Origin of the sequence: Butyrivibrio hungatei DSM 14810 (assembly GCF_900143205.1) — a bacterium.
Taxonomy (GTDB): Bacteria; Bacillota; Clostridia; order Lachnospirales; family Lachnospiraceae; genus Butyrivibrio; species Butyrivibrio hungatei.
The window spans coordinates 320694-335766 of record NZ_FRDH01000004.1 but is presented as its reverse complement, the minus strand read 5'-3'; the positions used below and the strand labels follow the sequence as shown (position 1 = coordinate 335766).

Sequence of the window (15073 nt, the reverse complement as noted above, 5' to 3'; positions counted from 1 at the left end):
ATACAAATTAGAATAAAACAGCAAGATACCAGCAGAAATATTGTCATAGCAACTATCCTTAAAGCATAACTGATATAAAAAAGCTCTCAGTAATGAGAGCTATACTAACAAAAATCAACCACTAATTCTATATTTGCACATGTCCTCATTATGTCTTTCATACATCAATTCATAAATGACGCTTCTTTATTGTCTCTTTCTTACCCCCAAAATTTCTTTCATAAGTGCTCTTTCCATTTTTATTCCCTTTAAGCACATATCCAGGCGAGTTTTCTAACCCTCCATTTACATTTATCCTTGGACCATACATATTTAAGCTGTCCTGATATGAATTATGTTTTAATCCTCTTTCATAGTAGTCTGCGTCTGAATAGCGTATATTTCTTGCTCTACACTCTTCACATCTTCTAGGAAGCTGAAAACCTTTCTTTTTAAAGAATTCGACTTCTGAAGAACTCATCACAAAAACACGGTTACAAACTCTACAACGAATACGTATTCCATCTACCACCGTATTTTTTTCTACTTGCTTTTCTCGTTTTTCAGCTGTTTTATCATTACTATTTTTCTTAGATTTAGAAACATTTTTCTTGGGATTCAGAGCCTTGACAAGCTTCTCAACTAGCTCTTGATCAATCTCTGTGTCATCATCTTCAACTTGTCCAGTTTTTAATTCAGATACATCATGCTGCTCTACGTTTTTTACCTCAATTGTATCTTTACTCTTTTTTGAAACACAATCTTCTATATTAGTAACCGGATTCTCAATTTGTTCTTTTATCAGACCGGTTCCATCCTTTACTACGAGCTCTGTTAAATGACACTTTTTATCAACAATTATCGTTAATGCCTTGCATAACAAATCATCATTTCTAACTGGTGTATTCACCTTAACTCCATCAAACAAAGGTCGATCAACAACAAAAAATATCATGCAAGGCTTAGTAATATGACTTGTAACATCTAAAAGTCCATGAAACATTGCTCTCGTTGGGTCTTGTTCTATACCTTCGTGTTCAATTTTCAATGTATTATTATTTAACTGTAACATACATTTGGGGACATATTTCATCCCTGAAGCAACTTGAATTTCTTCATAAGATATCCACGCAATTACTTTTCCATCCAAATAGCGGAGTATTGCGGTTACTGTTTTCGGACAGTCCGCTCGCTTTCTTCTTATCCCCAGTACTTTATCATAGTCCTTCTTTTTCCAGTCTACTTGTACATGCCAAATTGGATCATATTTCTTTTTGGTGCTTATCGTTTTGGGTAACTTACTATCTTTAGCATAAACATAGCTAGAGCCACTGCTACCTGCATAAGAACTCCTACTGCGCATCGTCTTAGGCCAGTAATCCTTTCCTCCAGACGTTGGTATAGGTCTATAGAGTTCACATATTTCATGTCCTATACATTCGCCCTGCTTGTATTCCATGCAAGAACGGCAGCTATCATCACCCATTTGTAGCCCTCCCAAAGCAACTCTATTGCTATACAATTATTTCACATTTAAATACTAGTATTTTTGTAACAAAAAAGCCTGTTTCCTAGAAAACAAGCTTTTGAATTTTTTCAAACCAATCTGGAACTCTATGGGATTTCCTTACGAGCACACCATCCTTATAGATTGCAAATCTTCTGAACTCCTCAGTATTATCATAAAGAGCTACTAAATTACAGCTCGGAATAATCTTTAAAAGATTTTTGAAAGACTGTTCATATCTTCTTTCTACATCCGCATCACTTACTCCATGCCCGCCTTCAGAAACTCTTTTTGCAATTCTTTCTTTAGCCAAGTCTGCACTGGATAGTCCGATGTAATGTATCTCAATTAAATATCCCTTTTCTTTAGCCTTAGTTATATTATTAAGAATTGAATTTCCACAAAGTGTAGTTTCCTGATTAAAACTAACTCCATCCTCTATATACTTTTTAAGCCTCTCCACTGCAACCTTACCTGCATTCATAACATCAGCAGTATTTTTCCAATCGCCACCGGCTTCAACCAGTATCTCATCAGCGTTAACTCTATACTCTGATTTTTGAATCTGTTCTGCATCATAGAGAGTAGTTTTTCCTGCGCCATTAACACCAGCAACAATAGTGTACTTTTTCATATCAGTTTGCGTTCCTCTCAAGTACTTCTCGCTGCTTTTTCTGAAGAAGATAATCTCCTATCATTTCGTAGAAATCCTTCTCTTCTTCAGTCTCACTCTCAAGAACAAGCTGCAATGTATCTTGTGCATTTAACTTTAAAATTTCTTTATATATGTCACTATATTTCTTTACATCACACATAGCATTTACCTCGCATTTGCTATATTTTACCATAAATACTATTCATAATGTTGGAAACAATTTTTAATCAACCCAAGAGTAGTTTTTTATAGGGTCAAAAACTACTCGCGCCCCCATACGATTTTTTATCGAATCCCTTTAGTCTTTTATCATACATACATTCTTTATCCATTCAATACGCCTCTTCATACACTCATTAAGAATCGAACTTCTTGTTGCTACTTCAAATCCGTGGCATGTTCCATGGACGCTATAATACTCAGCATCTACACCCTCAGATATTAGAGTTTTAGCAAAGGCTATTCCTTCATCGTGAAGGCAATCAAATTCAGCCACTTCTACATATGTTTTCGGGAAGAAATCTAGATGGTCAATCTCTGACATCGATGAATACCTTGTACGAGACAAATCACACCCTTTCAAGTACATATCCCAAAACCGTTTATTGCACTTCGAATCCCATATCGGAGTATCTGTATACTTCATCATTGATTCAGTGGTCATTCTTTTATCCAAGACAGGATAAATAAGCATATTACCTTGAGGAATTGGCTGATTTCTGTCCTTCAGCATCACTGTCACAGCTACAGCAATGTTTCCTCCTGCACTATCCCCTATAAATATAGTTCTATCTTTGTTTATCCCAAGGCTTTCTGAATTCTCTAAAACCCAAAGATACGTGTTATAGCAATCCTCTATGGCAACAGGATAGCGATACTTGGGCAATAATCTATAATCCGGCATGATCACCTTACAGCATATCTTTCGGTTTATCTCTCAGAGAAAAACTCTATCTGTTCTCCTAGAGAACCAAAGCAAAATGCCATTCTAATAGGATATTCCGGAACAGACTTTATCACCTTATCATTTGGTTCTACAATCAATTTGTATCCGGCGTCTTTCACCTTTTCAGCTAATGAATCCACATCATCAGTAAGCAATGCAAAATGGCGAATCGAACCCAAACGATGCTCTCCATCAGCATTTGTAAAAATCTCAATATATCCGTTGCCAGTATCAATCATAAATCCATCTGGTCATTCGCGAACTATCCAATCCCCTATATACTTCGCCGATTATCCTGGAAGTTATTTTTTTCCTGTTCTGATAAAATCTATAAGTTCTTCCACATCGTTAAAATCATCATAATCGCCAACAATCCCCTCACGATGATAAACGACTCCAGCTTTCTCATTTCTTTCAAGACAATCTAAAAGATTTGGCTCCCCATATCTTTTGATATACATTGTAAAACCATATGGTTTAATTTTTGTAAGCATTCCTTTCTTACATTCTTCATTACATTCGTAACAATGGCCTATTCCTTTATCCATAGAACAAGATCTATTTTCACAAAATCCAGTTCCAGGACAATCTCCGGAATTGCATCCTCCGCAATGATCATTTTCGCTACATAAGCAACATGCTAATCCGCATCTTGCTATGCCTAATTCTCTCTTCATAATAGTTCCCTCCATACTACGTAAAACCGGAAGATATACCCCCGTCTTTTCTCTCCAAAATCCCTTCTGCAACCATATCCCTCCTGATAGTGCAAAAGTCATCATGGAAATCAGCGATAATCAGGTTTACTTCTTTCTCTGTATACTTTTTGCATAAGAAAATCAAGATTCATATTCTATAAATCGCCATAATCCCTTTTTTCATCATCAAAGAAAATTGTTTTAAATCCCATTTCAGACGGAATCTTCAAATTAGATTCAGTATTATCGATGAACACGCACTCTTCTGCCTTAAGTCCAGACTGCTTTAAAGCTTCCTCAAAAATTTTTCTTTCAGATTTTCTGCTATGAACATCTGCTGAAATTATAACAACATCAAACAAATCCTTAAGTACCGTGTTATTAACAATGGTATTTATTCTGTCAGCCTTGTTGTCAGTTATCATTCCAATGAGATAATCGCTATGCTTATCTTTTATATGATCAAGCATTTTCTCATCGAAAGTAACATTCATAAATGCCTTTTCAAGCATATGAAAATCTAATGTTTTTCCTATATCAGAACAAAACTGTTCCCACATATCTCTATGGGTAATATTGCCATAGAGCAAATCATCGTTATGCTTGTAATACGCATTTTCAACAACTTCAATTGGAATATTTGCCTCTTTTGAAATATAAGAAATTATCGTTGGTGAGCCCTGCTTTTCAATTGTGATGACACCATCAAAATCAAAAAACAAGCCTTTTATTTTATGCTGTTTATTCATATATTTACCCTTGCCATCGTTTCTTAATTATGAAGTTTATCACAAAAAGAATCTATCTTACCATCATTATCCGCATTAACCCTGGTCTTTGGATCGATGAGTATGAGCTCTGCTTCAAACTTTTCCACGCCAATCTGCTTTTTGATCCTGTCAAAAGCCTTTTCTGCGCCGTTTCCACTTTGGCAAGCAAACACTGCAATCTTCTTTTCTTTGAGCACATCTTTTTGTTCGTTTAAAAATGTCCAGATTGGAGGTGCAGGTCGGCTAGCCCAAACAGGAAAGCCAATAATGACTTTATCATACTTGGAGGCATCAAATTCGTAAGGCTTAAGTACTGGCATCTCGCCCATCACTGCACTTTTTCCGCCCCACAGGAATTTCTTTGCGCCCTTGTCAGGATAAGCCTTGTCAGGCTCAATTCGTATAACATCTGCGCCAAGCTTTTTGGCTATATGCTCAGCTACCATCTCACTATTTCCAAGCATTGAATAATAAACAACCGCTGTACTCATATCATTTCTCCTTCATGATCTTTTTGGCCTTATTGCACCATTTTAAATAGGCCTCATAAGTCTCAATTCCAAATAAAACTGTCAGATAGTAATGAACATGGTCCTCATTATCAAGAACCTTCTCCAGATTTCCCTTATAAAACTTAAGGACTTCCAGATTCTCTTTTACCTGCTGCTCAAAAATCTCAATATTTCGGATCGTCACGCTTCTATCTTGTATGCCGCCGAAATACATTTTTAAAAGAGTCTCGTATTTAAGGTCGTTTATAGCCTTCTCATCATTTAGCCACGCCTTGAGGGTCTCTTTTCCATCCTTGGTGATCTGATAAACTATTTTTTCGCGCCCACTACTCTTATCCGATTTCTTTCGCTTTACAAGTCCCTGTTTTTCCATTTCCCCAAGAGCTGGATAAATACTTCCAAAGCTCCCTTTCCAGAAAAAAGAAATTGCGCCATCGATCTGTTTTTTAATATCGTATCCAGTCAGATCCTCGTGTGCTAAAAGACCTAGGATTACAACGTCTATCTTTCTATCTTTTGCCATCTTTTCACCTTTTCCATGTCCATTTATACTTTAGAGCCTTTTTGGGGCATCCATCAACGCAGGCTCCGCACTGTATGCATTCCGTATTCTTTGAGATGCTGTTAGCTTGGACCATTTCTCTAACATCAAGTCCCATAGAACAAGCCTTATTGCAAAGGCCGCATTTGACACAGTTTTCTGTTTCTGCCTCTACATGCAGTTGAGGAAGGTGCAGCCACCTACCGACTGTACTTCCGATCACCATAAACGGTGCCATCCAGCAAATATAGTGGCAAGCCGCCCTTCGTCCATGAATAATTGATGGTATAACAAGCAGCATGATCACCGCGTAGTACACAACATAATTAGTTATGCCCGAAACAGAAATGCCATGATCTGTCATATAGAATGGATTAATTCTAACATCATTTTTCCCACAGATAAATGATGAGATCACTGCAATTATCCACACTGTCCAGATAACATATTTTATCTTGTCTCTATTTTTTTGCTTGGCTGGGTTGTCATTTACTCTCATGGCACATTCTTGAAGACCTCCAGCTGGACAAAAATATCCGCACCATGCCCTTCCAAAAAACATTGATAAAACAAGCATCAAGCAAAAAACAATAAAGCTACCATTTATGATATGCTCCATAGCTGCATTGATGATCAGATATGGAGAAAAATACCAAATGGTAATAGGAAATAACAGAAAAGAAATAAGTAATAGGCACTTTCTTACCTTTTGTCTCATGATTTTATACTCCTCTTGTCAAAGTAATATATCAAAATGATATATATCATTTTGATATATTATGAGACCTATTTCTTTTTCTGTCAACAAAGCAAAATAAAAAGACAGCACACTGCTGCCTTTTCATTAGTAACTAAACCCTTTATTTGCCTGAGCTATGATCTGCTCGAGAAGTTCTATTCTCTGCGTAAGCTCTTTGTCCATCATAGTCTTAGCTGTTTGAGTTCCTCTTTTAAGCGTCATCATCCATCTAGCTATCTCAATCTGCTTGTTACAGGATTCAATGATCTCAACATTTGTCTTTTCATGGACTGAGCTCCCCATAGCCATTGCAGTCCTTATTATATCAAATCTATCGATATCATCGCTATCTCTTATGGTCATCTGGAAAATGCTCATATCTTCAGGTAATTTATCGGTCAGATTATGCCTTGAAATTCCCTGCACGATTTCTTTTGCCATATCAGGATCATAGTCTATCCTAGCAAGGTACTCTCTTGCAATATCAGCACTCATCTGAGGGTGGCTAGGCCAGTCATCACCGCATTCTCTGTAACCAACATCATGTAAAAGACACGCAACAGCCATATCAGTAACAGGAAGCCCCTCCGAAGTTGCAATCACCTTTCCATTTTCAGCGACTCTTACTGAATGTTCGTAGCGATAGAGCATGTCTCCCCTATCAGGAGTTGGTTCAAGCATCTCATATACGAATTTCTTGGTAGTATCTATAACATCATCTGTTTTATTGTATCTAGCTATAATCTTAAGTGCTCTTTCTGATAAAGCCATTTATGTCTCTCCTTGTTCCAGTGGCCATGCCAGCAGCCATAGTTACTTCAAACGGTAGGATCTTCCTCGCCGCCACCTGAAACATCGTTTGCTTCTGTAACAGTATCATCGGCAATCTCGCTGTCATCATAAGTAAAGCCTGCTGCCTCTTCACTCCACTCACCATAAACTCTGTCTGCGCCAGTTCCCTTATAAGCTCTTACCTTGATAAGGAAATCCCAGTAATCCTGAGCTCCTAATGTATAGTTGCAATCAGTTGTCTCATAAACCTCTGCTGGCTCTGTGAATTCTGCTTCACCATAATACTTGTTGAGTACAGAAACCTCATATCCATCAGCACCATCAATTGCGTTCCATTCAAAATAAGTTTCTACGCAATCTTCTCCTGCCTGCATAACACCGTCTTTTACTACAGGAACCCCAAGAGTTGTGTCTTCCGCCTGCTCTGGAGCTGTTTCTTCAGTACTTAATGCTTCAGCAGATAATTCAGATGCTGATTCTCCAGTTCCAGAAGCACCTGTTCCGCATGCCATTAATGAAGCAGCCATAACTGTCGCAGCTAAGATAACACTATATTTTTTCATAACATTCTCCCTCCATGCCATAGATCATTTTCCGTCCTATTATAACAGAAGATTTTAGCATTTAATTAACATATTTATGCGGTCCCATGTTTCATCCCCGAAATTAACCGCTTCTTTTGTTACATTTTTCTCAACAAATCCAATCTTTTGATAGCATTTCCTTGCGGGTTCATTTACTGAAAAGACATTGAGCTGAACGGCTTGTACATTTTCATCAGCAAGTGCTGTCGCAACCACACGTCCTAGCATTTCTCTGGCAATGCCTTTACCTCTTTTATCTGGATCTACCACTACGAATTTCAGCATTCCTTCCTTTGTAGCTTCATTAACTGAGTATGCATAGAATCCCGCAGGTTTATCTGCATCATCCACAGCTACATATGGAATATCGCCATATTTATCAGAGATTTCTTTTAAAAAATCTTTAAATATAGTCTTACTCATCGGATACTGAATTCTATTGGCGCACCACAGCATGTTGGTTCTTTCGTCTGTGATCCAGTTCTTGATGATGGCAAAATCTTTATCCAGGTCAAATAGTCTTATATCCATCGTTTTTCAAAACTCCTTGCTTTAATGAGCTCTAGGGACGGAGGTTGGGGCTCATTTGTAGTAGCTTAGCAGTTCCTTCATCTCGTCAACCACTTGCTTTTTCTCGTCATCTATCTGTATTTTTTCTATAAGTACTCTCGTAAATTCCAGTAAAGATCTATAGAGTTCTTCGTCCTTTGATTCCTTGGCATAATCCAGTATTCCGCAATTAACCTTTAGATTTCTCATTCCCAGTATACTGTAGCATACGGCATATGGTGTCACTTCATTATCAAACTTAAGATTCTGAAGCATATCAATGAACACATTAAGATTATCTCTGGTATGATGCTCTCCTATGACCAGATTTGCAGAAGAAAAGTTATCCATTGTTTCCTTAACTGATATTTTGTCTATACAGCCTTTTAGATACTCTGTCGCCCACTCTTCAAGCTTTTCCTTTGGAATATGCATTTCCCTGAATTCTTCGTATCTATCTTCTCCTCGAGCCATGAAAAAAGCCGAGCAACCGTTTTTTAAGTATATTCTTTTGGCTTCTTCTTGTGTCATAGAGTTACTCCTTTTGAGCCCTAGGGACGGAGGTTAGGGCTCATTTTTGCAATAGTGAGCCTAAACCTCCGTCCCTAGGGCTCATTTTACATGGACAGCACTTTTTTTATCTGATTACTTGTTGCTATCGGATATATTTCCATAACGTGATCCATAATTTTTTTTGCTGACTCCTTTGGTGCTTCTTTATACGCTGAAGTCACATATTCATATCCCCACAGATGCTCCGGTGTACAGTACACTGCAACTGGCCAGCCATAGGCTTCACCTTTCTTGTTTCTGCGCTGACGGAAATCTCGAACGCATAGATATGTAAACATCTGCAAGTTGGTCATCACACCATCAAAGCCTTTTTCACCGCCCTTACCAAAGCCAGCATTCTTCTTCATTTCATTTGAAAAGATTTCTTCATCAATATGCTCTTCTGCAAATAAATCCATGATCTTCTTTTGTCTCATGGAAGCTTTGCCATCTTCCCAAAGAGCATCAAAATCATAGCCATCTCTTCTATAATTTACAAAGTAGGGAAGCCATTCTTTTGATATAAATCCAGCTTTTTTATCAAAAAACTTTCCATATGCGATCTCGCCGCGGCTAGCTATTATCTCTCTCCACTCCCATGGATCAACCTTAGGATCACCGCACCACCAATACTCCGGCACAGTCCTCTCTTCAAGTGAAAAACCAGGAATATCGTTCTTAAAAAGTGGCAGGAACCCCACTTCACTAATATATGCAATTGCATCATCCACAGTATGCAGGCATTCTGGATCTTCCCACGCTACTCCATACATTATCCATGTTCCGTTTTCGTTTGGCATAGGTTATTTCCCCTTTTCGAAAATGAGCCCTAGGGACGGAGGTTGGGGCTCATTTTTCAAATTCATATTGCATTTCTTTTTTGTTCCATATATAATTCAAAAGCTTAATTAAATACTTTTTCAATCTTATGTTCATAGGAGAATTATATGCCAAGAAAACCACGAATCATGAGTCCCACTGGCATATATCATGTTATACTTCGTTCTGTTAATCAGCATATCATTTTCGAAGATGAATCTGATTATCGCAAATTTATCTATATTTTATCAGATTGCAAAGAGAAATATAATATCGATATATATGCCTATTGCTTAATGGACAATCATGTACACCTACTACTTTATTCACAGCCGGACAAATTATCAGTTTTCTTTCAAAGTCTAGGCACAAGATTTGCCATCTGGTACAACAAAAAATATTCACGTAGCGGTCATTTATTTCAGGACCGTTTCTACAGCACAATAATAGAAAGTGATCAATATTTCCTTTCTGTGCTCGCCTATATCCACAACAATCCTGTTAATGCCAACGTCTGTCGACATCCATCCGAATATAGATGGAGTAGCTTCAACGCATATTATGATGCAAAAAATCCTTTGACCAACACATCTTTTGCATGCAATGTTGCTGGTTCAAAGGATTCTCTACACAAATTTTTTGCTAATGAAAATATCTCGTCTAGCAGCTATCTATTTGATGATATCGATGAAAAGAAAAAAAACTTCGTATCTGATAAAAAAGCTATAGAAATCTTTAAAGATGTCACTAATCTGTCTTCTATATCAGACGTTAACAAATTAAATAAGTTAGAAAGAAATGTCTATATTCGACTTCTCCGGGATAAAGGGCTCACGGTAAAACAAGTTTCACGAATAATGGACATTTCTCAAGCAACCGTAAAAAGGATCACTAGTTGGAACAGTAAAAAATGAGCCCTAACCTCCGTCCCTAGGGCTCAAAAAAAGCAAAAATGAGCCACAACCTCCGTCCCTAGGGCTCATTTCGGTGGCACTCATCCCCACACTTCTTCTGCAATTTCCTTTACAAGCTTTAGCTTGGCCCACTGTTCATCTTCGGTAAGCTTATTACCAATCTCACAGGACGCAAATCCACACTGTGGACTAAGGCAAAGTCTATCAAGGGGCACGTACTGGGCTGCTTCATGGATTCTTTCAATGACAGCCTTTTTGTCCTCGAGCTTAGGTGACTTGGTAGTTATAAGACCAAGTACAACCTTCTTATTATCAGACACTTTGTGAAGAGGAGCGAATCCGCCAGATCTCTCATCGTCATATTCAAGGAAAAGAGCATCTACATTTTCCTTGGCAAATACGTAGTCCGCAACTGTATCGTAAGGACCACTCGTAAAATATGTAGAATGGTAATTTCCTCTGCAGATGTGAGAAGTAATTACCATATCTGAAGGCTTACCTTCAAGAGCAAGGTTATTAACCTCAAGTAGCTGAGCCTTAACTTCTTCAATATCAATTCCAAGAGCCTGATAGCGCTGCTTGGCAGCATCACCAACAATAGCTCCCCAGGTACAATCATCAAACTGAAGATTACGGCAGCCCGCCTCATAAAACTGCTTAATAACATCCTGATAAGCTACTGCGATATCATGGATAAGCTCTTCATTTGTAGCATAAAACTTTCTGGTCCTGTCATAGTTTGCAGGAACGATCATCTGCTGGAATGTCTGAGCTGGTGCAGGAATTGTATACTTAGCAACTGTATTCTCATCTTCAAACTGCTTAAGGAACTTAAAGTATTCAACAAAAGGATGTTCCTTTGCCTTGATCTTGCCTACAAGGTAGGTATCATCAAGAACTGCGAGTTCTCCATTAAACTGAACGCCGTTTCCTGTTTCTTTGTGCTCAACGCCCTCAAATCCCCACATAAAGTCAAGATGCCAAAAGCTCCTTCTAAACTCTCCATCTGTGATCACATGAAAGCCAAGTTCTTTCTGCTTGGCAACAACCTTTCTGATCTCATCCTCTACAACAAGATCATACTGTTCCTTGCTGATCATTCCATTTTTATAGGCAACCTTCGCATCTTTAAGAGGCTGTGTTCTTAAAAAACTTCCAACGAAATCGAATCTCTGAGGTGAACTGACCTTTCCCATATGAATATCCTCCAAACAAAACTTTTTAGGATATTCTATCAACACCCCCTTGGGAAATATAATACATTTAACTCCTAAATCTCCATAGTTTTAACCTATAGACAAATGTTTATTCAAAGCTTCAATATATGTTTCACCATAGCGGCTTAATATCATATTTTTCTTGGTCACTATACCTATTCGCATCTGGGCATCCATCTTAAGAGGCCTTGCAATTATAGCCTTGCCATTTAATTTCTGATCTATTACACCGCTACTAACGGTAAATCCGTTTAGTCCGATCACTAAGTTAAAAAGAGTCGCTCTATCCCTGACCTGTATGTTTTTTGGAAAATCCAGCATGCTCACAAGTTCTTCTGCATAGTAAAAAGAGTTCTTTTCTCCCTGTTCAAAAACAAGATACGGATAAGGTTTAAGATCATCAAAAGTTACCAGCTCTTTTCCTGAAAGAGGGTGCTTATTACTGATAAATACGTGAGGTTTTGCAACTTTTAGTTCTTCAAATACGAGCCCACTCTTCTTAATTAATTTACTTAAAATATCTTCATTATTTTTAGAAAGATATATGACTCCCACTTCACTCTTGCCGCTGGCAACATCCTCTATGATCTCGCCGGTCTGAGTCTCTCTTATTATGAAGCTGTACTGATCAGCGTCGTATTTTTTGATAAGGTCAACAAAGGCATTAACAGCAAAAGAATAATGCTGACATGATACAGAAAACTTGGGTGTCCTGACATTATCAGCCCCGAAATGTTCCTTCATATTATCTGCCTGTTCAAGGAGCATTCTGGCAAAAGAAAGAAGTTCTTCCCCTTCTCTTGTAACTACAACGCCTTTATTAGAGCGCACAAAGGCCTTAACTCCCATCTCTTTTTCAAGGTTCTGTATTGCTGCACTAAGGCTTGGCTGTGATATAAAGAGTTTTTCTGCAGCGTCAGTAATATTCCCGCAATCCGCCACTGTAACTAAATATGTAAGTTGCTGTAATGTCATGTCTGCCTCTCCTTTTGAGCCCTAGGGACGGAGGTTGGAGCTAAGTGAGCCCTGGGGACGGAGGTTAGAGCTCATTTTTCGGGACATTGGGTTTTATCAGATGTCGAACACCAGAGCTTTCCCGAAAAATGAGCTCTAACCTCCGTCCCCAGGGCTCACTTAGCTCCAACCTCCGTCCCTAGGGCTCACCCATTGAAATAATAATACTAGATTCTGCCACAAAAGTGAAATAAAGAAATTCTTGACCTGGTGGTTACCACCGGGTTTATAAATGACGAGCATGCGTTTAAAAACTATTGAAAAAGAAACATGGATGTTAGAAAGGATTTTTTAAATGAAGAAAAGGAAGTTTTCAACTAATAGCGTAAAAACAAAGCTTATCGCTATCATGCTTTTAATTGCGATAATCCCATTAACAATTGCTGTAGTTATCAGTTATGTTAGTTCAACAAATAATGCCAAAGAGGATGCAAAAAGAAATCTCGACTGGCAGGCAAAATATATCGAGTCTGAAATCGACAAGATGTTTACAAAGAGTCAGACAGCCCTTACTAGCTTTGCTTCATCTCCTCAGACTATTGCTTTCCTTAAGGGAGAAATTACAGATCCATCTATCGTAAAGAATCAGATGGTCTCTATCAATGAGTCTTTTGGCGATGATAATACTATCGTAATGTCAAATGCTCAGGGAATGATGGTACTTCGTAGTGACGACGGTGCATTAAAGAGCATTGCTGAAAGAGACTATTTCCAGAATGCTATTCAGGGTAAGACATTTATTTCTTCTGTATTTGTAAGTTCAGTTACAAATTCAAGAAATATCTGTATCGCAGTTCCTGTTTTTGATACTGACAAAAAGACAGTTCTCGGAGTAGTTCACAAGACTTTTGATCCAAACGAGATTCATACTCTCCTTGCTGCAGAAGCTGATGAAGCTTTCCTTGTAGACCAGGAAGCAACAATGGTAGCACATTCACAGTTTGAGATAGCAGCAACCGATGAGCCGCAAAATTACTCCTCATCACCATATATGACATCAGGTGAAAAGACTGGTTTCTACATCAGTACTGCTAAGGGTTACCCAGTTTATGTCAGCTATGTAAAGAATCTTTCATCAGGATACACAGTATGCGCAGGTAAGGCAGAAACAGAAGTTATAGCTGAAGCAAGAAAAGGTGCAATGCTTATTGTTGGCGTAGGAGTTTTCCTTGTTGTCCTTGTTCTTGTTCTTTCACTTTTTGTAGCAAACAGCTTTACTAACCCACTCCTTGAAGTAAACAAATTATTATCTTCACTTGCTAATGGTGAATTTATTTCTATAGATAAGTACACAAAACGTACAGACGAATTTGGTCAGATGATCAATAACTCAAACTCAGTTGTTGAGAAGCTTAAGAGAATTGTTGGCAACATCAAAGAGTCTTCTAATACTGTTAACAACTCATCTGAAGAGCTTTCAGTCATGGCTAATCAGATTGCCGCAACTACTGAGAACGTAGCAGAGGCAGTTCAGGAAATCGCAACTGGTGCTTCTGAGCAGGCAAAAGAGGTACAGGATTCTGTAGAGAATGCTGGCCAGATCACAGTAGCTATCGAAGGCGTTCAGAGCTCAACAAACGACCTTAACGACCTTGCAAAACGCATGAAAGAAGCTTCAGAGTCATCAAGTGACTCTCTTACAAACTTCCACGATTCAAGTGCTGTTATGGCTACTAAGATTGAGGATATTGCAGAAAAGATCACAGCAACTCAAAGTGCTGTTGCAGAGATCAACGAGCGTGTTGAGGGTATATCTGGAATCGCAGCTCAGACAAACCTTCTTTCACTTAACGCTTCTATCGAGGCTGCAAGAGCCGGAGATGCAGGTAAGGGATTTGCCGTAGTTGCTGAAGAGATCAGAAAGCTTGCTGACGATTCAGAGTCACTTGCTAAGCAGATCCACGAAGTTATGGAGACTCTTTTAACAGAGTCACAGTCAGCAGTTAAGGCTGCCAACGAGATCATCGAAGACAACAAGAATCAGCAGCTTGCACTTGCTAAGACTATCGATTCAGTTAACGGAATGATTGGAGACATCGAAAAGACTGTAACTAGCGTAGAGAGAATCTCTGGTGAGACTGATACTTGCGTAACATCAAACAAGAACGTTTCTCACTCAATGTCTTCTCTTTCAGCTATATCTGAGGAGAATGCAGCAGCTACAGAAACTACAGGTGCTTCTGTAGAGGAGCTTTCAGCTACAGTTACAACACTTGCAGATTCAGCAACAAGCTTAAAAGAGATTGCAGAAAAGCTTAACGAAGAGATAGCATTCTTTAAATAAT

20 protein-coding genes are annotated in these 15073 nt (G+C 38.4%); 2 read left to right on the top strand and 18 right to left on the bottom strand.

From position 1 onward, the window contains the following. Positions 1–169: 169 nt before the first annotated feature. From BUA02_RS16065 to BUA02_RS05550, 16 genes are all read right to left on the bottom strand, one after another. The gene (locus tag BUA02_RS16065; protein ID WP_072701702.1) at positions 170–1465 is read right to left on the bottom strand and encodes a zinc-ribbon domain containing protein; all 1296 of its coding nucleotides are present in this window, start codon (positions 1463–1465) and stop codon (positions 170–172) included. An 85-nt stretch (positions 1466–1550) separates the two neighbouring features. Beyond that, complete coding sequence (locus tag BUA02_RS05620) at positions 1551–2120, bottom strand: ATPase (protein WP_072701700.1); 570 nt, start codon at positions 2118–2120, stop codon at positions 1551–1553. A 1-nt stretch (position 2121) separates the two neighbouring features. Beyond that, on the bottom strand, positions 2122–2301 hold the full coding sequence (locus BUA02_RS05615; protein WP_072701698.1) for a hypothetical protein: 180 nt from the start codon (positions 2299–2301) through the stop codon (positions 2122–2124). A gap of 138 nt (positions 2302–2439) precedes the next feature. Continuing rightward, a complete protein-coding gene (locus tag BUA02_RS05610; protein WP_278300172.1) occupies positions 2440–3063 on the bottom strand; it encodes an alpha/beta hydrolase in 624 nt (207 codons plus the stop codon). Positions 3064–3071: 8 nt separating this feature from the next. Then, entirely contained in the window at positions 3072–3326 is a 255-nt protein-coding gene (locus BUA02_RS05605) for a VOC family protein (protein WP_072701694.1), read from the bottom strand. A gap of 63 nt (positions 3327–3389) precedes the next feature. Next, the gene (locus tag BUA02_RS05600; RefSeq protein ID WP_072701692.1) at positions 3390–3764 is read right to left on the bottom strand and encodes a hypothetical protein; all 375 of its coding nucleotides are present in this window, start codon (positions 3762–3764) and stop codon (positions 3390–3392) included. 16 nt (positions 3765–3780) lie between these two features. After that, positions 3781–3930 (bottom strand): DUF2087 domain-containing protein, encoded by a 150-nt coding sequence (locus BUA02_RS16225; protein WP_242946479.1) that lies wholly within the window; start codon positions 3928–3930, stop codon positions 3781–3783. Positions 3931–3940: 10 nt separating this feature from the next. Next, entirely contained in the window at positions 3941–4534 is a 594-nt protein-coding gene (locus tag BUA02_RS05590) for an HAD-IA family hydrolase (protein WP_072701690.1), read from the bottom strand. Positions 4535–4557: 23 nt separating this feature from the next. Next, the gene (locus tag BUA02_RS05585) at positions 4558–5046 is read right to left on the bottom strand and encodes a flavodoxin family protein (RefSeq protein WP_072701688.1); all 489 of its coding nucleotides are present in this window, start codon (positions 5044–5046) and stop codon (positions 4558–4560) included. A 1-nt stretch (position 5047) separates the two neighbouring features. Beyond that, entirely contained in the window at positions 5048–5590 is a 543-nt protein-coding gene (locus BUA02_RS05580) for a PadR family transcriptional regulator (RefSeq protein WP_072701686.1), read from the bottom strand. Between the two features lie 4 nt (positions 5591–5594). Further along, positions 5595–6326, bottom strand: a complete 732-nt coding sequence (locus tag BUA02_RS05575; protein ID WP_072701684.1) for a 4Fe-4S binding protein — start codon at positions 6324–6326, stop codon at positions 5595–5597. Positions 6327–6452: 126 nt separating this feature from the next. After that, positions 6453–7118 (bottom strand): HD domain-containing protein, encoded by a 666-nt coding sequence (locus BUA02_RS05570; RefSeq protein ID WP_072701682.1) that lies wholly within the window; start codon positions 7116–7118, stop codon positions 6453–6455. Positions 7119–7165: 47 nt separating this feature from the next. After that, positions 7166–7702, bottom strand: coding sequence for a hypothetical protein (locus tag BUA02_RS05565; RefSeq protein ID WP_072701680.1), 537 nt, complete (start codon positions 7700–7702; stop codon positions 7166–7168). A 54-nt stretch (positions 7703–7756) separates the two neighbouring features. Further along, the gene (locus tag BUA02_RS05560; RefSeq protein WP_072701678.1) at positions 7757–8254 is read right to left on the bottom strand and encodes a GNAT family N-acetyltransferase; all 498 of its coding nucleotides are present in this window, start codon (positions 8252–8254) and stop codon (positions 7757–7759) included. Positions 8255–8305: 51 nt separating this feature from the next. Next, positions 8306–8803, bottom strand: a complete 498-nt coding sequence (locus BUA02_RS05555) for a hypothetical protein (RefSeq protein WP_072701676.1) — start codon at positions 8801–8803, stop codon at positions 8306–8308. A gap of 86 nt (positions 8804–8889) precedes the next feature. Next, positions 8890–9624, bottom strand: a complete 735-nt coding sequence (locus BUA02_RS05550) for an AlkZ-related protein (RefSeq protein WP_072701674.1) — start codon at positions 9622–9624, stop codon at positions 8890–8892. A 147-nt stretch (positions 9625–9771) separates the two neighbouring features. Between BUA02_RS05550 and BUA02_RS05545 the strand changes: the two genes are divergently transcribed. Then, complete coding sequence (locus tag BUA02_RS05545) at positions 9772–10557, top strand: transposase (RefSeq protein WP_072701671.1); 786 nt, start codon at positions 9772–9774, stop codon at positions 10555–10557. Between the two features lie 80 nt (positions 10558–10637). Here BUA02_RS05545 and BUA02_RS05540 read toward each other — a convergent pair whose 3' ends face one another. Continuing rightward, the gene (locus BUA02_RS05540) at positions 10638–11753 is read right to left on the bottom strand and encodes a 5-methyltetrahydropteroyltriglutamate--homocysteine S-methyltransferase (RefSeq protein WP_072701669.1); all 1116 of its coding nucleotides are present in this window, start codon (positions 11751–11753) and stop codon (positions 10638–10640) included. 90 nt (positions 11754–11843) lie between these two features. After that, positions 11844–12749 (bottom strand): LysR family transcriptional regulator, encoded by a 906-nt coding sequence (locus BUA02_RS05535; protein ID WP_072701667.1) that lies wholly within the window; start codon positions 12747–12749, stop codon positions 11844–11846. A gap of 334 nt (positions 12750–13083) precedes the next feature. On the opposite strand from BUA02_RS05535, the gene BUA02_RS05530 reads away from it, so the two are divergent. Then, the gene (locus BUA02_RS05530) at positions 13084–15072 is read left to right on the top strand and encodes a methyl-accepting chemotaxis protein (RefSeq protein ID WP_072701665.1); all 1989 of its coding nucleotides are present in this window, start codon (positions 13084–13086) and stop codon (positions 15070–15072) included. Position 15073 lies beyond the last annotated feature (1 nt).